The organism is Nitrospirillum amazonense (genome assembly GCF_029594735.1).
GTDB lineage: Bacteria > Pseudomonadota > Alphaproteobacteria > Azospirillales > Azospirillaceae > Nitrospirillum > Nitrospirillum amazonense.
Map to the genome: position 1 here is coordinate 1018077 of NZ_JARPAF010000001.1, position 20638 is coordinate 1038714.

Genomic DNA, 20638 nt, shown 5'->3' on the forward strand with positions numbered 1-20638 from the left:
CGCATTTGAACCGGACCATACGTCAAACGCCCCATGGGGTTCTCCCCGCCCCCACCCCTATCCTGCCGGCGGCGGCTAGCCACGCCACCTTGCCCCTGGCCGGGGCCCTTTCTTGAGGGAACGGGACCACGGGGGCTTCCTTACAGCCCCGCGACCGGTAAAGTCGGTCGCGGGGCCGCCTCTTTGGGAAAGAAGCACGGGGAACGATGGGGGATAGCAGGGCCGCCATTAAGGCGGGGGGCATGAGCGCGCGGCAGCGGATCGTCAGGGAACGGCGCCAATACAACCAGCTGGCCGCCAGCCAGACGCTGGAGGACTACGCCCTGCGCTTCACCGCCACGCGGGCGCGGCGCTGGTCGTCGTTCCGCGTGGCCAACACCGCCTTCGGCGCCATCAGCTTCCTGGCGTGCGAGGCCATCGGCGGCAGCGCCACCCTGACCTATGGCTACAGCAACGCCAGCGCCGCCATCCTGGCCGTCGCCGTCCTGATGTTCCTGGTGGGACTGCCCATCACCTATTACGCCGCCCGCCATGGCGTGGACATCGACCTGCTGACCCGCGGGGCGGGCTTCGGCTATCTGGGGTCCACCCTCACCTCCCTGATCTACGCCAGCTTCACCTTCCTGCTGTTCTCGATCGAGGCCAGCATCATGTCGGCGGCCCTTCAGATGGCGCTGGGAATCCCGCTTTGGCTGGCCCACATCGTCAGTTCCCTGGTGGTCATCCCCATCGCCGTCTACGGCATCCGCCTGATCAGCCGCATGCAGCTGCTGACCCAGCCCATCTGGCTGCTGCTGCAATTGACGCCCCTGGCCTATCTGGCGCTGAACCACGGCGCGGACCTGGCCGCCTGGCGGGAATTCCCCGGCGCGCTGGGCCATGCCGATGGCCATATCGACCCGCTGCTGTTCAGCATGGCGGCCAGCATGCTGCTGTCCCTGCTGCCGCAGATCGGGGAGCAGGCGGACTACCTGCGCTTCCTGCCCACCCTGCGCAAGACCGGGCGCTGGGCCTGGTGGACGGCCCTGATCACCACCGGGCCGGGCTGGGTCGCCATGGGCGGGCTGAAGCTGCTGGCCGGTTCCTTCCTGGCGGTGGTGGCGTTGCGCCATGGCCTGTCGGCGGAACAGGCCACCCAGCCGACAGAGGTGTTCTACATCGCCTTTCAGGAGATGCTGTCCTCCCCCACCATGGCTTTGGTCCTGACCGGCGTCTTCGTCGTCGTCTGCCAGATCAAGATCAACGTCACCAACGCCTATGCCGGGTCCATCGCCTGGTCCAACTTCTTCTCCCGCCTGACGCACAGCCATCCCGGCCGAGTGGTTTGGCTGGTGTTCAACGTCATCCTGGCCCTGATGCTGATGGAGCTGGGCATCTTCCGCGTGATCGGCGGCATCCTGGGCCTGTATGCCAACTTCGCCGCCGGCTGGATCGGGGCGCTGACGGCCGACCTGGTGGTCAACAAGCCCCTGGGCCTGAGCCCGCCGGGCATCGAGTTCAAGCGCGCCCACCTCTATGACATCAACCCGGTGGGCGTGGGCGCCATGGCCCTGTCGGTCGTGGCCTCCACCCTCGCCTCGCTGGGCGCCCTCGAGCCGCTGCTGGGGCCCCTGCCCCAGGCCATGGCACCATTTATCGGCCTGGCCGTGGCCTTCGTCACCGCCCCCCTGATCGCCAAGGCCACCCGGGGCCGCTTTTACCTGGCGCGGCCTGACACCGACCTGCCCGCCGATGCGGCGGAGGCCCGCTGCGTCATCTGCGAGAACGTGTTCGAGCGGCGGGACATGGCCCATTGCCCCGCCTATGCCGGCGCCATCTGTTCCCTGTGCTGCACGCTGGAAAGCCGCTGCCACGATCTGTGCAAGAAGCAGAGCCGCATCACCGACCAGTTGGCCCGCCTGATGGAAACCCTGCTGCCCAGCCGCATGGCGGGCGGCGTGCGCACCCGCACCGCCCGTTTCCTGGGCGTCATGGCCGTGTTCACCCTGGTCAACGGCGGCCTCTTGTCCTTCATCGGCATGCAGTATGGCACCGCGGTACCGGAAGCGCGCGGCGTGGTCGCCACCACCCTGTGGATCGTCTTCTTCGCCCTGCTGATCGTCTCCGGCGTCGCCGCCTGGCTGCTGGTGCTGGCCCTGGAAAGCCGCCGCGTGGCGGAGGAGGAGACGGCGCGCCAGACCGGCATGCTGATGGAGGAGATCGAGGCGCACGAGCGCACCGACGCCGCCTTGCAGAAGGCCAAGGAGGTGGCGGAGGCCGCCAACGTGGCCAAGAGCCGCTACATCATCGGCATCAGCCATGAGATCCGTACGCCGCTGAACGCCATCTTCGGCTATGCCCAGTTGCTGGAACGCGACGCCAGCATCAGCAACCCGGACGGCGTGCGCGTCATCCGCCGCAGTGCGGAGCACCTGTCCAACCTGGTGGACGGCCTGCTGGACATCAGCAAGATCGAAAGCGGCCTGCTGCGCCTGACCCGCGACAAGGTACGGCTGGTGGAATTCCTGGACCAGATCGTGGACATGTTCCGCCTGCAGGCCGCCGCCAAGGGCATCCAGTTCCACTACGACCGCCCCGCCTACCTGCCGGCCTTCGTCCATACCGACCAGAAGCGCCTGCGCCAGATCCTGATCAACCTGCTGTCCAACGCCCTGAAATACACGGCCCAGGGCCACGCCACCCTGCGCGTGCGTTATCGCAGCCAGGTGGCGGAGTTCGAGGTGTCGGACACCGGCTTCGGCATCCTGCCCGAGGACAGGGAGCGCATCTTCGAACCGTTCGAGCGGGGGCGGATGGCCAACGCCCGCGCCGTGCCCGGTACCGGCCTGGGCCTGACCATCACCCGCCTGCTGACCCGCATCATGGGCGGGGAGATCGCCGTGGCCAGCGTGCCCGGCCAGGGCAGCACCTTCACCGTGCGCCTGCTGCTGTCGGAGGCGCAGTCCGGCCCGGACGACCCGCCGGCGGCTCGGACCATCCACGGCTATGCCGGCCCGCGCCTGCGCGTGCTGGTGGCCGATGACGACCCCGACCATCTGGCCCTGATCCAGAACCTGCTGCGGCCGCTGGATTTCCTGCTGTTCGCCGCCCGCGACGGGCGGGAATGCGTAGCGCTAGCGCGGGAGTGCCGGCCGGATCTCGCCCTGCTGGACATCTCCATGCCCCACATGACGGGGTGGGAGGCGGCGGCGGCCCTGCGCGATCTGGATCTGCCGCGCCTGAAGATCATGATGGTGTCGGCCAATGCCCACGACTACACCCCCGGCCGCGACGCCGCGGGCGGGCAGGATGGCGGCAGCGCCGCGCACGACGCCTTCCTCATCAAGCCGGTGGACATGGACGTGCTGCTGGAACGCATCGGCGCGCTGCTGGGCCTGGAGTGGCTGTACGCCCCCGCCGACGCGCCGCCGCCGGCCATGGCAGCCGATGTCGTGCCGGCCCTGGCCCAGCCGCATCTGGAAGCGCTGTGGCAGCTGGGCCGCATCGGCCATGTGCGCGGCATCGAGGCCAAGCTGCGCGAGCTGGAGGCGGAGGACGCGGCCACCGCCGCCTTCGCCGCCCAGCTGCGCACCCTGGTGCGCGCCTTCGACCTGAAGCGCTATATGGCGGTGCTGGAGGCGGCACGGACACAGGCGGGAGGGAGTGATGGCGGTACAGGCGATGGACAGGACCGGGTGGAGCATGGCGATGACTGATGCCGTTCAGGCCGCCCCCGCCCGCCGCGACACCGTGCTGGTGGTGGATGACACGCCGGAAACCCTGGGCTTCCTGACCGACGCCCTGGACCAGGCGGGCCTGACCGTGCTGGTGGCGACGGACGGCGAGGGCGCCCTGGCGCTGCTGGAGCAGGTGACGCCGGACCTGGTGCTGATGGACGCCGTCATGCCCGGGCTGGACGGGTTCGAGACCTGCCGCCGCCTGAAGCGCGACCAGGCCCTGGCCCACCTGCCCGTCATCTTCATGACCGGCCTCAGCGAGACGGAACACGTGGTGCAGGGCCTGCAGGCCGGCGGCGTCGACTATGTCACCAAGCCCATCGTGGTGGATGAGCTGATGGCCCGCATCCGCGTGCATCTGGCCAACGCCCGCGTCGCCTACGGCGCCCAGGTAGCGCTGGACACCACCGGCCGCTATCTGCTGGCGACCGACGCGCGCGGGCGCTTGCGCTGGTGCACGCCCCAGGCGCAGCGCCTGCTGGCGGCCTTCTTCCCCGATGATGGGTCCGGCGGGAACACCCCCGACCGCCTGCCCCCGGCGGTGGCGGAGCGCCTGGCCCAGCTGCGCCGCGACGGCGCGCCGTCCATCCTGATCGACGGCCCGGACGCGAACGATACCCGCCGGCTGGAGGTCACCTACCTCAGCCAGACGGAACCGGACGAATTCCTGTTCCGCATCAGCGAGACCGGCGCCGGCCGCGAGGAACGCGCCCTGCAACAGGCCCTGGGCCTGACGGCGCGCGAGGCTGAGGTGCTGGTGTGGATCGCCCACGGCAAATCCAACCGCGACATCAGCGACATCCTGGGCATCAGCCCCCGCACGGTGAACAAGCACCTGGAGCAGATCTTCGTGAAGCTGGGGGTTGAGAACCGGGCGTCCGCCGCCGCCGTGGCCGTAAGGGTGATGGCGGGGTAGTGTTCCACCCTGAAATGGGCGCCTCCGTACTCCCCCGATGTTGCCGCACTACGCGTCAGCGCTTAGACTTCCCATAGCGCAGATAGCCGGAGGATGCCGTGGCCAGCCTCACCATCCGAAACATGGAAGAACCATTGGAGAGCCGCCTACGGGCCCAAGCCGCCGGCCATGGACGTTCCATGGAGGAAGAGGCTCGGCACATCCTGCAAGCCGTTCTGGTCCATGATCTACCGCCGGCGCCGACTGATTTGGCAGGATCGATCCGCCGTCGCTTCGCCCCGTTCGGTGGCGTGGAGCTGGCGTTGCCCCCACGTGAGCCATTACGTAATCCGCCCAGCTTCCCGGAATGATTATTCTTGATACCAACGTGCTATCGGAGCTGATGCGCCCGGCGCCATCGGATGCGGTTTTGCGTTGGCTTGACCAACAACCCCCGTCCTTATTGTTCACCACCACCATCACCCAGGCTGAAATCCTGTCAGGCATCGCCCTGCTCCCAGAGGGACGTCGGCGGGTCGGTTTGGAGAATGCCGCGCTACAGATGTTCGTCGCCGACTTCGCCGGCCGAATATTGCCCTTCGACACTCAGGCCGCGATTTCATTTGCGGGCATTACAACAGTGAGACGCCAGGCTGGGCGCCCCATCTCCACCCTGGATGCCCAAATCGCAGCGATTGCCCACTCGCTCGCCGCCACAGTAGCCACCCGTAATACCGACGATTTCTCCGGCTGCGGCGTGTCGCTGATCAATCCTTGGACGCCATAGTCTACTCTCAAATGTTCACCAGGTGCGCCACCTCCGCCGCCGTCTCCTCCCGCGTGCTGCCGGCGCGGATGATGCGGCCGCGCTGCATGACGCGGTAGCTGTCGGCGAAGGACCAGGCGAAGTCCAGGTACTGTTCCACGATCAGGACGGTGACGCCCAGGTCGGCGCGGATGCGGCGCAGGGCGTCCTCGATCTGCTGGACCACGGAGGGCTGGATGCCTTCCGTCGGCTCGTCCAGCAGCAATAGGCTGGGCTGGCCCGCCAGGGCGCGGCCGATGGCCAGCTGCTGCTGTTCGCCGCCGCTGAGCACGCCGCCCTTGCGGTTGATGATTTGCGCCAACTTGGGGAACAGGTCGAAGATGTGGTCGGGCACGCCCGCCTTCATCGCGCCGCCGCCGCGGCCGGCCAGGGCGGACAGGCCGGTCTCCAAATTCTCCCGCACCGTCAGGTGGGGGAAGATGTGGCGGCCCTGGGGAACGTAGCCGATGCCGGCGCGGGCGCGCTGGTGGGGGCCCAGGGCGCTGACGTCGCGGCCCTGGAAGGTCATGCGGCCGGCGGTCAGGCGCTGGGCGCCGATGATGGTCTTCAGCAGGGTGGTCTTGCCCACGCCGTTGCGGCCGATCAGCGCCACGGCGCCGCCGGCCGGCACCGCCATGTCGATATCCCACAGGACCTGGCTCTGGCCATAGGATGTCGCCGCCCCGGTGAGCGTCAGCAACGGTTCAGACATGATGGGTGTTCTCCTTGGCCCGGCCCAGATAGACGGCGGCGACATCCGCGTCGGCCCGGATGGCGGCCACGCTGCCCTCCTTCAGGAACTGGCCCTGGTGCATGACGGTGACGCGGGCGTCCAACTGCTCCAGGAAGCTCATGTCATGGTCGATGACCAGCACGGTGTGCTGGCCCACCAGGCGGCGGATCAGGGTGGCCGTCTGGCTGGTTTCCGCCGGGCCCATGCCGGCCGTGGGCTCGTCCAGCAGCAGCAGGTCGGCGCGCGTCGCCACCACCATGCCGATCTCCAGCCACTGCTTCTCACCATGCGCCAGCTGGCCGGCGGGGGCGGCGGCGCGGTCGGCCAGGCCGATGGTCTCCAGGATGTCGGCCACGCGGGCCTTCTCCTCCGCCGCCACGCCGTGGCGGAAGGATGACCACCAGCGACGGTCGCGCTTGGCGGCGATCATCAGATTGTCCACCACCGACAGGCCGGGCAGCACGCCCGGCGTCTGGAACTTGCGGCAGATGCCCCGGCGCACGATCTCATGCTCCGGCAGGTGGGTGATATCCTGGTCCTTGAAGATCACCCGGCCGCTGGTGGCCCGCACCCGGCCGATGATGGTGTCGCACAGCGTGGACTTGCCCGCCCCGTTGGGACCGATCAACACCCGCAGGGTGCCCCGGTCCAGGGTCAGGCTGAAGCCGTTCAGGGCCTTGAAGCCGTCAAAGTCCACCGTCACCCCATCCACCGCCAGCAGCAGGTTGCTGGCGGGGGCGGTGGTGCCGATATGGGACGCGGTCGCCTGCGCGCTCATTTCGCCTCACCAATGATCAGGGTTTTCAGCCGCTTTCCCAAGCCGGCAGCACCAGCATCGGCCATCAGACCGGCCAGGCCGCCGGGCAGCAGGGTCACCACCAGCACGAACACCAGACCCAGGGCGTAGAGCCACAGGTCGGGGAAGGCGCTGCTGACCCCATCCTTGGCCAGGTTGACGGCCAGGGTGCCGGCGATGGCGCCGGCCAGGCTGTTCCGTCCACCCACCGCCACCCAGATGACCATCTCGATGGAGGGCACCACGCCCACCAGGGCCGGCGACACCACGCCGGCGTGCAGCGTGAACAGCGCCCCGGCCAGGCCGGCCAGCACGGCACCGATGGTGAAGGCCACCACCTTGAACGGCGTGGGGTCGTAGCCCAGGAAGCGGATGCGGTTCTCACCATCCCGGATGGCGCGCAGCAACAGGCCGTAGCGCGACGCCATCAGGGCGCGCAGGGCCACGAACACCCCCACCACCAGGGCCAGGGTCAGCCAGTACAGGCCATGCGCCGCCGCCGGCGTGCCCAGTTCCAGGCCCATCACGGTCTGGAAATCCGTCAGGCCATTGAAGCCGCCGGTGGAGGGCTGCTGGCTGATCAGCAGGGTGGCGAAGGCCAGCGCCAGCGCCTGGGTGATCAGGGCGAAGTAGACGCCCCCCACCCGCCGCCGGAACACCGCCCAGGAGAACAGGGCCGCCAGCGCGCCCGGCACCAGCACCACGCCCAGGATGGCGACCAGCGGGCTTTTGAACGGCACCCACCACCAGGGCAGCGCGTCCAGGCCGCTCCACACCATGAAGTCGGGCAGGTCACCGTCGGCCAGCGCCGCCAGCTTCATGTGCATGGCGATGGCGTAGCCGCCCAGGCCGAAGAATACCCCCTGGCCCAGGCTGAGCACCCCGCCCTGGCCCCACACCAGCACCAGGCCCATGGCCAGCAGCGCCATGGCCAGGAAGCGGGCCAGCAGGTTCAGTTCATAGGCCGACACCAGCCAGGGGGCCAGGGCGGCCAGGACCACCACCGGCAGCGTCAGGGCCATGGGCCGGCCTAGGGTGACGCCCGCCAGGCCCCCCGACAGCGGCGTCTCTTTGCGCATGCTCATATCCATGCCGTCCTCCTTCATGTGCACCTCACGCGTCCAGCGCGCGGGACCGTACGGCCACCACCCCCTGGGGACGGAACTGGATGAACCCGATGACGAACAGCAGCAGCAGCACCTGCGCCAGGCTGACATCCACCAGGATCTGCACCAAGGCCGAGAACAGCCCCACGATCAGCGAGGCGATGGCCGTGCCCTTCAGGCTGCCCAGGCCGCCCAGCACCACCACCAGGAAGGCCGGCACGACATAGCTTTGCCCGACATTGGGGGTGACGGGGCCCAGAAGGGCCAGCACCACCCCCGCCAGGCCGGCGATGCCGGTGCCCAGGCAGAACACCGACAGATCCACCGCCCGCACATTGATGCCCGCCGCCGCCGCCATGCCCCGGTCCTGGTTCACGGCGCGCACCAGCAGGCCGATGCGCGTGCGGGCCAGCAGCAGGCTGAGCGCACCCATGACGGCGAACGCCACCGCCAGAATGAACAGGCGGGTGGCGGGTATGGTCAGCCCCTCCAGCAGGCCGGACTGGACGGTATAGGCGTGGTTCAGCCACTGCGGCGCCCGCACGTCCACGCCGATGGCGCCGAAGATGTTGCGCGCCGCCTGCTGCAGGATGAGGCTGACACCCCAGGTGGCCAGCAGCGTGTCCAGCGGCCGGGCCGACAGGCGCTTGATCAGCGTCGTCTCCAGCACCGCGCCCACGGCGGCGGCACCCAGGAAGGCGACGGGCATGGCGGCCAGGATGCCCAAGGGCCCCGGCACCACCTGCAGGGTCAGGTAGGCCAGGTAACCGCCCAGCATCAGCATCTCGCCATGAGCCATGTTGATGACGCGCATGAGGCCGAAGCTGAGCGCCAGGCCCAGGGCCGCCAGCACGTACAGCGACGCGACGCTGAACCCGTTGAAGATTTGCCCAGCGATAAGGGGCCACTCACCCATTTCTTTTCTCCCTCATACGCCGGGCGTCGGCATCCGCCGGCTTGGCTGATCCTCGCTCCGGCGCCCGCGGTCGCGGGCTACTACGGCAAGAGGCCGAGCCTCTTGCCGTTGGGATTCATCAGCTCGCCGGGCACTTCTTGCCCGGGAAGACCAGCGGGTCGTAGGGGTCGGGGTCGATGGTGCCCTTGGACTGCCAGATGATCTTGAACTGGCCGGTGGGGTCCAGCTGGCCGATGTAGCCGGTCTGCACCAGGCTCTGGTTGGCGGCGAACTTCACCTTGCCCATGGCGGTGTCGAGATAGTCCAGCGCCACCGCCGCCGCCCGCACCTTCTCCGGATCGAAGCTGCCGGCCTTCTCCACCGCCGCCTTCCAGGCGTAGACATCGACATAGCCATGGACCATCGGGTCGGTGACGGCCGCACCGGCGCCGAACTTGGCCTGATAGGCGGCCACGAACTTTTTGTTGGCCGCACCGTCCAGGCTCTGGAAATAGTTCCAGGCGGCGTAGCTGCCCTCCACCAGGCTGGGGCCCATGGCCACGGCCTCCTGCTCGCCGATGCTGAAGGACATGACGGGCAGCTTGGCCGAGGGCAGGCCGGCGGCGGCCATCTGTTTGAAGAAGCTGACGTTGCTGTCGCCGTTCAGGGTGCTGAAGATGATGTCCGGCTTGGCCGCCTGCACCTTGGCGATGACGGCGCTGAAGTCGGTGCCGCCCAGCGGCACGTATTCCTCACCAGCCACCTTCAGCTTATCTGCGTCGATATGCTTCTTCAGGATCAGGTTGGCGGTGCGGGGGAAGACATAGTCGGAGCCGATGAGGAAGTAGCTCTTGTAGCCCTTCTCCACCGCCCAGGTCAGGGCCGGCAGGATTTGCTGGTTGGGCTGGGCGCCGGAATACATGATGTTGGGCGAGCACTCGTTGCCCTCGAACTGCACCGGGTACCACAACAGGCTCTTCAGCTTCTGGAACACCGGCAGCATGGCCTTGCGGCTGGCGGAGGTCCACCCGCCGAAGACGGTGACAACGCCGCCATCCTGCACCAGCTTGGTCGCCTTCTGGGCGAAGATGGCGGGGTCGGACGCGCCGTCCTCCACCACCGGCTCAATCTTCTTGCCCAGCACGCCACCGCTGGCGTTGATCTCTTCGATGGCCAGGATCTCGGCGTTCTTCACCGTGACCTCGCTGATGGCCATGGTGCCGGTCAACGACTGCAGCACGCCCACCTTCACCGTGTCGGCGGCCCAGGCCGTCGCCGGCGCCGACAGGCTGGTCGCCGCCAGCAGCAGGGCCGCGAGACCGACCGGCTTGTACATCCCCCTCATCACCATCCCCTTCCCGTTCGCTTTGGTCTTTCGCCGCCATGGACACGGCGGCCACGGGGCAAAGGCTAGGGCCGGTAGAGGGAACCGGGTATGGGGCGTTTAACGTAGCGGCCCGGAACGGAGGCCGGCACGGGGAGGCATCCCACGGCCCACTTCCCGCACGGAATTGCGCGTGCACCCGCGTGCCGCATTGCATTCCCAGCCGGCGTAGCCTACCTCTAGCGGCATGCCGCGCCGCCCACGTCCCCCTTCGCGGAAGACGCCCGCCTTCCCCGCCCACCGGCTGGGCATGGTGGCGGCATGCTTGCGCGGCCTTGTCATGGCATTCCTGCTGCTGTCCTTCCTGGGCGCCACCACGGTTCAGGCCATGCCGGTGGATTTGCCCACCGCCGGCACTACGGGCCCGGCCATGCCCGACGATTGCCCGATGGTCCATTCCGCCGGCACACCGGCCAAGGGCGGGCCCTGCCACGGCTTGAACGCGGCCTGCCTCAAGCAGATGGGCTGCCTGGGCATCTCGCTGCTGCCGGAGCGAACCGGCCAGCCCACGGCGCCGGTCGTTTTCGGCGACGCCTTCTTCTGGCACCCGTCGGCCTCCATGGCCGGCCTGTCCATCACGCCGGAACCCTTCCCTCCCATCGCCGCGTGAGCGGGGCGCCCTGAGGGTGCCCCTGTCGCCTCGGGGCATCGACGCCCGAGGCCTATTCACGCCGCCGGCATCGCTATGCCGGCCCCGATACCCTTTCGGGAAGGGAAGCCTCATGACCCGATACATCCATGCCCGCACGGCCACCGCCGTGGCGGCGTTGGCCCTTATGCTCGCGTCCGGCACGCGGGCGGATATCATGCCCACCCCTGACGCCCCGGCGCTGGGCGCCAGCCTGGACGGCCTGCTGGACGCCGCCCGGCAGCTGAACCCATCCCTGCAGGCCGCCGCGCTGGAAACCGCGGCCGCCGATGCCGGGGCTTCCGCCGCCGGCGCGCTGGAGGATCCGACCTTCCGCGTCAACTCGGACGAGGTGGACCGCACCAGCGGCCCCCGCATCAACAAGACCTACATCACGGTGGAGCAGGAGTTTCCCCTGTGGGGCAAGCGCGACCTGCGCCGCAGCGCCGCCCTGGCGGCGGTGGACGCGGCACGGGGCCGGGAACGGGCGGTGGGCCTGGAACTGGAGGAGCGCATCAAGGGCACCTTCGCCCTGTACGCCGCCGCCTCGGCCGCCCTGGCCGTTAACGGCGACGTCCTGCGCCTGGATCGCCAGATGGCCAGGAATGCCGCCGACCGTTATGGCCAGGGCCTGGGTAGCCAAGGCGACGCCCTGACGGCCGCCGCCGAAGTGGCCCGCACGGAGGTGGAGAACGCCCGGCTGACCGCCGACCGCACCGCCGCCGCCGCGCGCCTGAACGCTCTGCTGGCGCGTCCGGTGGATGCGGCCCTGGCCGCCCCCTCCGGCGGCCGTCCCCTGCCGGTGTCCACCCCACCCTTGACGGTGCTGGCCGACCGGGCCCAGGCCGACAACCCCCGCCTGGCTGCCGGATTGGCGGAGGTGCGCGGCGCCGAGGAAGAACGCCGCCTGGCCGCCAAGGCCTGGTACCCTGACCTGACCTTGGCCGTGGGCGCCATCCAGCGCGACAACGGCCCCACCGGCTATACCGCCACCGTTGGCTTCAAGATCCCCCTGCAGGCGGAGCCGAAGCGGGCGAGGGAACGCCAGGCGGTGGCCAAGGCCAACGCCAGCCGGCAGAGCTTGGCCGCGACGGCGGCGGACATCGAGGGCGACTTGGCCGAGGCGCTGGCGGCGCTGACCGCCGCCCGTCAGCAGGCCGGGGTATACCGCGCGCAACTGCTGCCAGACCTCGGCGGCGCCCATGACGCCGCCCTGGCCGCCTATGGCCGGGGGCAAGGCAGCCTGGCCGCCGTGCTGGAGGCGGAGCATCGCCTGCACCAGGCCCGCCTGGATTTGCTGCGGATCGAGGTCGAGGGTCAAAAGGCTCTGGCTGCCCTGGAACGCCTGGTGGGAGGTCCGCTATGACCCGCGCCCGCTTCCTTATTGGCCTGGCCATCGCCCTCACCGCTACCCAGGTGGCCCAGGCTGAGACGTCGCCCCAGACATCCGCCGACAAGGGCAAGGTTCTGTACTACCGCAACCCTATGGGGCTGCCCGACACCTCGCCTGTGCCCAAGAAGGACAGCATGGGCATGGACTATCTGCCGGTCTATGCCGAGGGGGCCGAGCCAGCGGGCACGGTGCGCATCGCCCCCGGCAAGCTGCAGACCCTGGGTGTGAGGACCGCCCCGGTGGAGGAAGTGCCGGCCCTGGCGGGGTCCGTGCAGGCCACCGGTACCATCGCCCTGGATGAACGGCGCCAGGTCGTGGTGACCACCCGGGCGGAGGGTTGGGTGGAGACATTGGCTGTCGCCGCCACGGGCGACACCGTGCGCCGCGGCCAGCTGATGGCCCAGCTTTACGCCCCGGACCTGCTGACGGCGGAGAAGGAGTATCTGCTGGCCCGGTCTCTGGCATCGGACGGCCATGCCGACATGGGTCATGGCAGCTCGGCCGACCTGGCGACCGCCGCCTTGTCACGCCTGAAGGCGCTGGACATCCCTGCGGAAGAGATCGCGCGGTTGCAGCGGAGCGGCGAGGCCGCCAGCCGGATACCGATCCGGGCGCCGGCGGACGGCGTGGTCATCGACAAGCCGGTGGTGGCAGGCATGCGCGCGGGCCCGGGCGAGCCGCTGTACCGCATCGCCGACCTGTCCACCGTCTGGCTGGTGGCCGAGGTGGCGGAGCGCGAGGTGGGCCTGGTGCGGCCCGGCCAGATGGCCCACGCCACCCTGACGGCCTATCCCGGGCGCCGTTTCGACGGGGTGGTGGACTTCATCTACCCCACCCTGTCGCGGGAGACGCGGACGGCCCGGGTGCGCATCGTGCTGCCCAACCGCGACCGCGCCCTGCTGGCCGACATGTACGCCAGCGTGACCATCAACACCCCGCGCGCCGGCAGCGACAGCGGGCCGCCGCTGGTGATTCCGGAATCCGCCGTCCTGGACGGGGGCACCCGCCAGACCGTGCTGCTGGATCTGGGCGACGGCCGCTTCCAGCCGCGCGCCATCCATCTGGGCGTACGGGGCGATGGCAAGGTGGAGGTGCGCGACGGCCTGCGCAAAGGTGATCGCGTGGTGGTTGGCGCCAATTTCCTGATCGACGCGGAAAGCAACCTGAAGGCGGCCTTGCAGGCATTCACCGCCAGTGCGGGGGGACAGCCATGATCGCCCGCCTCATCGACTGGTCGGCCGCCAACAAGGTGCTGGTGCTGGCGGCCACCCTGTTCATCGCCGCGCTGGGCGCCTGGTCCTTGCGGCACACGCCGCTGGACGCCCTGCCCGACCTGTCCGACACCCAGGTCATCGTCTACACCGATTATCCCGGCCAGGCGCCGCAGGTGGTGGAGGACCAGGTGACCTATCCCCTGTCCACCGCCCTGCTGGCGGTGCCCCGGTCCAAGGTGGTGCGCGGCTTTTCCAACTTCGGTGTGTCCTTCGTCTATGTGGTGTTCGAGGAGGGGACGGATCTCTACTGGGCGCGCTCCCGCGTGCTGGAATATCTGAACGTCGCGCAAAAACGGCTGCCGGCCGGCGCCACGCCCTCGCTGGGGCCGGACGCCACCGGTGTGGGCTGGGTCTACCAGTATGTGGTCCAGGGTGCGGGCCGCACGCTGGCCGAACTGCGCGGCATCCAGGACTGGCTGGTGCGCTACCAGCTGGCCAAGGCCGACGGCGTGGCCGAGGTGGCGGCCCTGGGCGGGTTCGAGCGCCAGTACCAGGTGGTGGTCGATCCCCGCAAGCTGCAGGCCTACGGCATCCCCCTGTCGGTGGTGTCGGACGCCGTTCGCGCCAGCAACCGCGATGTCGGCGGCCGCACGCTGGAAATGGCGGAGACCGAATACATGGTGCGCGGGCGGGGCTATCTGCGCGACGCCGGCGACCTGGAGCGGGTGGTGCTGAAGGCGGATGCCGGCGGGGCGGCGCCCGTGCTGCTGCGCGACGTGGCGCGGGTGGAGCTGGGGCCGGACGAGCGGCGCGGCATCGGCGAGCTGGACGGCCGGGGCGAAGCTGTCGGCGGCATCGTGGTCAAGCGCGACGGCGCCGACGCCCTGACCACCATCGCCAGCGTCAAGCAGCGCCTAGCGGAGCTGCTGCCGGCGTTGCCGGAGGGCGTGACCCTCAAGGCGGTGTACGACCGGTCCGACCTCATCGACCGGGCCATCGAGACGCTGAAACATACCTTGCTGGAGGAAAGCCTGATCGTGGCGGCGGTCTGCGTACTGTTCCTGTTCCACGTGCGCAGCGCCCTGGTCGCCATCATTACCCTGCCCATCGGCATCCTGGCGGCCTTCGCCGTCATGCGGCCGCTGGGCATCGGCGCCAACATCATGAGCCTGGGCGGCATCGCCATCGCCCTGGGCGCCATGGTGGACGCCGCCATCGTCATGATCGAGAACGCCCACAAGCATGTGGAACGGCTGGCGCCGGGCGAGCCCCGGGGCCCCGCCCTGCTGGCGGCGGCGCGGGAAGTGGGGCCGTCGCTGTTCTTCAGCCTGCTGGTCATCGTCGCGTCCTTCCTGCCGGTGTTCGCGCTGGAGGCGCAGGAGGGGCGGCTGTTCAAGCCGCTGGCCTACACCAAGACCTTCGCCATGGCCGGCGGCGCCCTGCTGTCCGTCACCCTGGTGCCGGTGCTGATGCTGTTCTTCGTGCGCGGCCGCATCGTGCCGGAGGCGCGCAACCCCCTGAACCGCGCCCTGATCGCGGCCTATCGTCCGCTGATCACGCTGGTGCTGCGCTGGCCCAAGGTGACGGTGGTCGCGGCGGTCCTGGCCCTGGCGGCCACGGCCTGGCCGGTGTCGCGCCTGGGCTCGGAATTCATGCCGGATTTGAACGAGGGCACGCTGCTGTTCATGCCCGTCACCCTGCCGGGCATCTCCGTCACCAAGGCGGCGGAGCTGTTGCAGACGCAGGATCGCATCCTGAAATCATTCCCCGAGGTGGCGTCCGTCTATGGCAAGGCTGGACGTGCCGCTACCGCCACCGACCCCGCCCCGCTGGAGATGAGCGAGACGGTGGTTACCTTGAAACCTCAAGACCAGTGGCGGCCGGGCCTGACCCTGGACGGCCTGGTGCGGGAGATGGACCAGGCCCTGCAACTCTCCGGCGTCAGCAACGCCTGGACCATGCCCATCAAGGCCCGCATCGACATGCTGTCCACCGGCATCCGCACGCCGGTTGGCGTCAAGGTGTTCGGGCCCGACCTAGCCGTGCTGGAACGGCTGACAACAGCGGTGGAGACGGCGGTACGTGGCGTGCCCGGCACCACCAGCGCCTATGCCGAGCGCCTGGGCGGCGGCCATTACCTAGAGATCACACCCGACCGCGACCGCATCGCCCGCTACGGCCTCAGCATCGACGCCGTGCAGCAGATCGTGGCCACGGCCCTGGGCGGGGAGACCGTCACCACCACGGTGGAGGGGCGGGAGCGGTATGGCGTCATCGTCCGCTATCCCCGCGACCTGCGGGACAGTCCCCAGGCCATTGCCACCCAGGTTCTGGTGCCACTGCCCAATGGGGCCATGGTGCCGCTGGGCGACCTGGCCAGCGTGGCCCTCACCCAAGGCCCGCCGTCCATCCGCACCGAGAACGCGCAGTTGGTTGGCTATGTCTATGTCGACATGCATGGTCGCGACGTGGGCGGTTATGTGGCGGAGGCGGCGCGGACCGTGGCGGCCAAGGTCAACCTGCCACCAGGCTATCGCCTCGAATGGAGCGGACAGTTCGAGTACCTGCAGCGGGCCAAGGCCAAGCTGGCTTTGGTCGTCCCCGCCACGCTGGGCGTCATCTTCATTCTGCTGTACCTGAACTTCGGACGCCTGGCGGAAACCCTGATCGTCATGCTGTCGGTGCCCTTCGCCCTGGTGGGCGGCGCTTGGTTGCTGTGGGCCCTGGGCTACAACATCAGCGTCGCGGTTGCCGTGGGGTTCATCGCCCTGGCCGGCGTGGCGGCTGAGACGGGGGTGGTGATGCTGATCTACCTGGACCACGCCTGGTCGGCCACCTTGGCCCAGCGGACGCGCGAGGGCGCCCCGGCAACACCCGCCGACCTGCGCGCCGCCATCCTGGAAGGAGCGGTGGAGCGGGTGCGGCCCAAGATGATGACCGTGGTGGCCATCATGGCCGGCCTGCTGCCCATCCTGTGGAGCACGGGCACGGGTTCCGAGGTCATGCGCCGCATCGCCGTGCCCATGGTGGGCGGCATGGTCTCCTCCACCGTCCTGACCTTGCTGGTGATCCCGGCGCTGTATGCTCTGGTGAAACGGCGCCCCGTCGGATAAGGGCGCAAGGGGCGCGGTCGTCACGGCCGCGCCCCGCCTTCCAAGGATATCCAATGCCGTCACCGCGGGGATGGCGCGCACGCCGCCCGCGCGGCGGCATCGTCGTGCATCGCCGCCGAACTGGCGCCCAGCCGCCGGGCGGCCGTCACCTCCGGCCCGCCCAGCAAACTGATCAGCCCCGCCAGCAGCGCCGCCACCGCCAGGACCAGGAACACGTACAGGGGATCGGCACTCAGCGTGCCGATGACGCCAATGACCGAGGGCCCCAGGATGCCGCCCACCCGGTTCAGGCCCACCGCCACCCCCAGACCTGTGCCGCGCACCTCGGTATGGTAGGTCATGGCCTGATAGTTGTTGAGCACGGCCTGGGCGCCGAAGATGCAGAACCCGGCCGCCGCCACCAGCGCCACCGTCGCCGGGCCGCCGCTGACCACGCCCAGCCCCGCCATGGCCAGGACGGCCAGCAAATACCCGCCGGCCATGGTCTTTACCCGGCTGCGCCAATGGTCGGCCAGCCAGCCGGCGGCCATGCCACCGAAGATGGACGCGACCATGATGAGGGTGCCGTAGGCGAAGGCCGAGGAAACCGCCGCCCCCCGTGCCACCACGATGGTCGGCAGCCAGCCCGTCAGGCCATGCACGCAAAAGAGGCTGAGGAAGCCCACCGCCCAATGCACCAGGGTGTTCCGGCGGTATATCGGCGCCAGCAGCACCCCAACCGCCGCCTTGGGCGCGCGCCGCGGGTGGACCAGCGCCGCCGTATCGTAGAGCCCCGCCCGGTCGGGCCGCAAGGCTGCGAGCAGCCGCCGCACCTGGCCGAAATCCCCCTTGAGGGCCAAGTACTGCACGGATTCCGGCAGCCATAGCGTGGCAGCGACGGCGACCAGACCTGACAAGGCGCCGGTGTAATAGAGCGCCTGCCATCCATGGACGGCGGTCAGGAAGACGCCGGCGAGGCCAGCGCAGATTCCTCCAAGCGACAGCCCCAGCTGAAACACCCAGGTGACATAGGTGTTGGCGCAGCGGGCCGGCGTCCATTCGTTCAAATAGGTCAGCACCAAGGGGGTCACCATGCCCAAGGCCAGGCCCAGCACCAGCCGGCAGACGGCGAAGGCCACCGGCCCCTGCACCACCAGGGCCAGCACCAGGTTGGCGGCCATCAGCAGCCACAGGGCCGCCACCAGGACACGCCGCCGGCCATAGCGGTCCGCCAGCAGGCCCTGCAGGACCGAGCCGATGGCTAGGCCGAAAATGCCAGCCGACAACATGATGCCGATCAGGGAGGGCGACGGCTGCCAGCTGCGGCGGACCAAGGGAATGACATAGGCGGCGTTGAACAGGTCATAGCCGTCGAAGAACATGATGAGGCCCATCAGGAGGGCGAACCGGCGATGGAAGATCCCCATCGGGGCCGTCGCCAATTCCTCCGCCGCGTTAACCGCCGTCGCCATGCCCTACCTCCCTGTCGTTCTTCTTTGATTTCATAGGCCCGGTAATCCGGGGCCCAGTAATCAGGGGCCCGGTAATCAGGCCATTTGCCGTTCCAAGGCCACCCAGTGGGCGGCCCAGTCGTCCGGGCGCGTCCCTACCCCGTAAACGTAATTGTCGGGCCTGACCAGGGCGGCGCTGCAGGCATGGGTCTTGAACCAGGCCGCCAGCACACCGTCCGCCTCCTCAAGGCCACCAGCACCAACGCGCACCAGCGCCAGTCCCGGCAGCGCGGCCACCGCCTCCGGCCCGGTCCAGTCATCCACGATGACCAGCCGCCAGCCGGTGCCGGTCAGGCTATCCAGCCGCCGGCGGCGGCCGTCCACGTCCAGGATCCAGGGTTGGGGAAACAGGGTGCCGTTGGCGGGGTGGGGCGTGACCGCCAGGAGCCCCTCCTCCAGCCGGGGCAGCACGTTCTGCCGCGGTTCATCCCGCACCGGCCCGCCGGCCTCGGCCAGCAGGCGACGGTCGCGCATCCGGGCCAGGTCGCGGTCGCGCTCGCAAATGACGGCGCCGATGGCCTTGATGCGGCCGGTGAGGTCGCGCACATGACGCGACCGTTCCACGCCATAGCTGTCCAGCAGGCCCTCGCCACCATGCCCCTCCAGGACGGCGGCCAGCTTCCAGGCCAAGTTGGCCACGTCGCGGATCCCCTGGCACATGCCCTGGCCCAGGAAGGGCGGCTGCTGATGGGCGGCGTCACCGGCCAGGAAGGCCCGCCCGCGCCGCCACTCATGGGCCACCAGGGCGTGGAAGCGATAGCTGGCCTGGCGCCACAGGGTGCCGTCCTCCGGCGTCAGCCAGCGCGACAGCAGGCGCCAGGCCCCCGCCTCCGTCGCGGCCTCGCGCGGATCCTCGCCCTCGTTCAGGGAGATTTCCCAGCGGCGGTGGTTCCCGGGCCCGATGACGTAGGTGGCCGGACGGTCAGGATCGCAGTACTGGACGCTGACGGCCGGCAACTTGGCCTGACCACGCTCGTTCACCCGGACATCGACCACCAGCCAAGGCTCATCGAAGGCTAGGTCGTCCAATTCGATCCCCAGCAAGGTGCGCACCAGGCTGGACGCGCCGTCGCAACCGATGACGTAGCGGGCGCGTATCGCCTTCGCGGCGCCCATCGCATGCCGCAGCGCCAGGGTCACGCCACCAGCATCCTGCTCCAGCCCTTCCAGGGTCACGCCCAGGTCCACCGTCACCGACGGCAGCGCCCGCGCCCGATCGCGCAGGATGGCCTCAACCGGCGGCTGAGTGAAGACAAGGGACGGCGTGTAGCCCAGGGGGAAGGGCGGCGCCACAGTGGTGAAGCGTTTGATCAACTGGCCGTCCACGCCGTAGTACTCCGACGGCGTGAAGGGTTCGACCCACGGTTCCACCGCCTCGGCCACGCCCAGATGCTGGAACACGCGCATGATCTCATGGTCCAGCGCGATGGCCCGGGGCTTGTCATAGACCTCGGTGCTGCGATCGCAGACATAGGTCCGCACCCCCGCCTGGCCCAGGAGACCCGCGGCCACGGCGCCGGACGGGCCGAAGCCGACGATGGCGACGTCGTAAACCTCCGCCATCTCAGCCGACTTCATCCTGGCCAACCTCGTCTTGAATCATGTTGGCCAGCAGGCCCACGCCTTCGATCTCCACCTCCACCCGGTCACCGGCGCGCATCCAAACCGGCGGCGTGCGGGCGAAGCCCACGCCGGCGGGGGTACCCATGACGATGACGTCGCCCGGCTCCAGCGTCAGGCATTCGGTCAGAAGGGCGATGGTTTCGGCCACGCCCCAGATCATGCTGTCGGTGTTGGCGCTCTGCATCACCTGGCCGTTCAGACGGCATTGGATGGCCAGGCCAGCCCCGCCGGCGGGTAGGGCGTCGGCCGTCACCAGTTCAGGCCCGAAGGCGCCGGTGCCGTCGAAATTCTTGCCGATGGTCCATTGCGGCGTGCGCTTCTGGTAATCCCGCACCGAGATGTCGTTGAAGCAGCTGTAGCCGAAGACATGCGCCAGCGCCCGGTCCTGCGGGATATGGCGGCCGGCCTTGCCGATGACCACGGCCAGCTCCGCCTCATAATCCAGCTTTTCCGAGACGCGCGGGCGCAGCGCCGGCGCGCCCGCGCCGATCAGCGAGGTGGCGGTGCGCATGAAGAACCAGGGATAGTCCGGCTTCTCCCGCCCGCCTTCCTTGGCGTGGTCGTAGTAGTTCAGGCCCAGGCAGATGATCTTGCCCGGCCGGGGCACCACCGGCGCCAGGGTCAGGGATGCGCGGTCCAGGCGGGGCGCGGCGGACGCCAGGGCTGCCTTGCCCGCCGCGACCAGATCCACACCGGCCAGCAAGCCGGCGGTGACGTCGGCGGGCACCTGGGGCTGGGCCTGGTTCAGGTCGATGACGGCGTTGCCATCGACGACGCCCAGGCGGGGACCGGCTTTTGAGGTGTAGGTGACGAACTTCAAGGGAGCCACTCCTGAGAAAAGGTAAGG

General features: G+C 69.3%; 16 protein-coding genes. 8 read left to right on the forward strand and 8 right to left on the reverse strand.

What is annotated here, in order from left to right; translation table 11 throughout:
* Positions 1-242: 242 nt before the first annotated feature.
* The 4 genes from P5F91_RS04115 (at position 243) to P5F91_RS04130 (ending at position 5398) form a co-directional block, all read left to right on the forward strand.
* Entirely contained in the window at positions 243-3695 is a 3453-nt protein-coding gene (locus P5F91_RS04115; RefSeq protein ID WP_277906593.1) for a hybrid sensor histidine kinase/response regulator, read from the forward strand.
* Positions 3688-4632, forward strand: coding sequence for a response regulator (locus P5F91_RS04120; RefSeq protein WP_277906594.1), 945 nt, complete (start codon positions 3688-3690; stop codon positions 4630-4632). The genes P5F91_RS04115 and P5F91_RS04120 overlap by 8 nt, the downstream gene beginning before the upstream one ends.
* A 98-nt stretch (positions 4633-4730) precedes the next feature.
* Complete coding sequence (locus tag P5F91_RS04125; protein ID WP_145612248.1) at positions 4731-4982, forward strand: FitA-like ribbon-helix-helix domain-containing protein; 252 nt, start codon at positions 4731-4733, stop codon at positions 4980-4982.
* Positions 4979-5398: a type II toxin-antitoxin system VapC family toxin gene (locus tag P5F91_RS04130; protein WP_145612249.1), complete on the forward strand. Its 420-nt coding sequence runs from the start codon at positions 4979-4981 to the stop codon at positions 5396-5398. The genes P5F91_RS04125 and P5F91_RS04130 overlap by 4 nt, the downstream gene beginning before the upstream one ends.
* Positions 5399-5405: 7 nt before the next feature.
* On the opposite strand, the gene urtE is transcribed toward P5F91_RS04130, so the two are convergent.
* From urtE to urtA, 5 genes are all read right to left on the reverse strand, one after another.
* Complete coding sequence (urtE, locus tag P5F91_RS04135) at positions 5406-6128, reverse strand: urea ABC transporter ATP-binding subunit UrtE (RefSeq protein WP_145612250.1); 723 nt, start codon at positions 6126-6128, stop codon at positions 5406-5408.
* Positions 6121-6927, reverse strand: coding sequence for an urea ABC transporter ATP-binding protein UrtD (gene urtD, locus P5F91_RS04140; protein WP_277906595.1), 807 nt, complete (start codon positions 6925-6927; stop codon positions 6121-6123). Before urtD ends, urtE begins: the two co-directional genes overlap by 8 nt.
* Complete coding sequence (gene urtC, locus P5F91_RS04145) at positions 6924-8030, reverse strand: urea ABC transporter permease subunit UrtC (protein ID WP_277906596.1); 1107 nt, start codon at positions 8028-8030, stop codon at positions 6924-6926. Before urtC ends, urtD begins: the two co-directional genes overlap by 4 nt.
* Positions 8031-8058: 28 nt before the next feature.
* Positions 8059-8967 carry an urea ABC transporter permease subunit UrtB gene (gene urtB, locus P5F91_RS04150; protein WP_145612252.1) on the reverse strand — a complete coding sequence of 303 codons (909 nt, stop codon included), beginning with the start codon at positions 8965-8967 and terminating at the stop codon, positions 8059-8061.
* Between the two features lie 118 nt (positions 8968-9085).
* Positions 9086-10291 (reverse strand): urea ABC transporter substrate-binding protein, encoded by a 1206-nt coding sequence (urtA, locus tag P5F91_RS04155; RefSeq protein WP_246134491.1) that lies wholly within the window; start codon positions 10289-10291, stop codon positions 9086-9088.
* Between the two features lie 304 nt (positions 10292-10595).
* Here urtA and P5F91_RS04160 point away from each other — a divergent pair, with 304 nt between their 5' ends.
* The 4 genes from P5F91_RS04160 (at position 10596) to P5F91_RS04175 (ending at position 16678) form a co-directional block, all read left to right on the forward strand.
* Positions 10596-10940, forward strand: coding sequence for a hypothetical protein (locus P5F91_RS04160; RefSeq protein WP_277906597.1), 345 nt, complete (start codon positions 10596-10598; stop codon positions 10938-10940).
* 112 nt (positions 10941-11052) lie between these two features.
* Positions 11053-12324 (forward strand): TolC family protein, encoded by a 1272-nt coding sequence (locus tag P5F91_RS04165; protein WP_277906598.1) that lies wholly within the window; start codon positions 11053-11055, stop codon positions 12322-12324.
* Positions 12321-13565 carry an efflux RND transporter periplasmic adaptor subunit gene (locus P5F91_RS04170; protein WP_277906599.1) on the forward strand — a complete coding sequence of 415 codons (1245 nt, stop codon included), beginning with the start codon at positions 12321-12323 and terminating at the stop codon, positions 13563-13565. Before P5F91_RS04165 ends, P5F91_RS04170 begins: the two co-directional genes overlap by 4 nt.
* Positions 13562-16678, forward strand: coding sequence for an efflux RND transporter permease subunit (locus tag P5F91_RS04175; protein ID WP_277906600.1), 3117 nt, complete (start codon positions 13562-13564; stop codon positions 16676-16678). Before P5F91_RS04170 ends, P5F91_RS04175 begins: the two co-directional genes overlap by 4 nt.
* 59 nt (positions 16679-16737) lie before the next feature.
* Here the strand turns inward: P5F91_RS04175 and P5F91_RS04180 are convergent, their stop codons facing one another.
* The 3 genes from P5F91_RS04180 to P5F91_RS04190 all read right to left on the reverse strand — a co-directional run bounded on the left by P5F91_RS04180 (position 16738) and on the right by P5F91_RS04190 (position 20611).
* Positions 16738-18129: an MFS transporter gene (locus P5F91_RS04180; RefSeq protein WP_277906601.1), complete on the reverse strand. Its 1392-nt coding sequence runs from the start codon at positions 18127-18129 to the stop codon at positions 16738-16740.
* A gap of 75 nt (positions 18130-18204) precedes the next feature.
* Positions 18205-19746, reverse strand: coding sequence for a bifunctional 3-(3-hydroxy-phenyl)propionate/3-hydroxycinnamic acid hydroxylase (locus P5F91_RS04185; RefSeq protein WP_277906602.1), 1542 nt, complete (start codon positions 19744-19746; stop codon positions 18205-18207).
* A complete protein-coding gene (locus tag P5F91_RS04190) occupies positions 19733-20611 on the reverse strand; it encodes a fumarylacetoacetate hydrolase family protein (RefSeq protein ID WP_145612258.1) in 879 nt (292 codons plus the stop codon). Before P5F91_RS04190 ends, P5F91_RS04185 begins: the two co-directional genes overlap by 14 nt.
* Positions 20612-20638 lie beyond the last annotated feature (27 nt).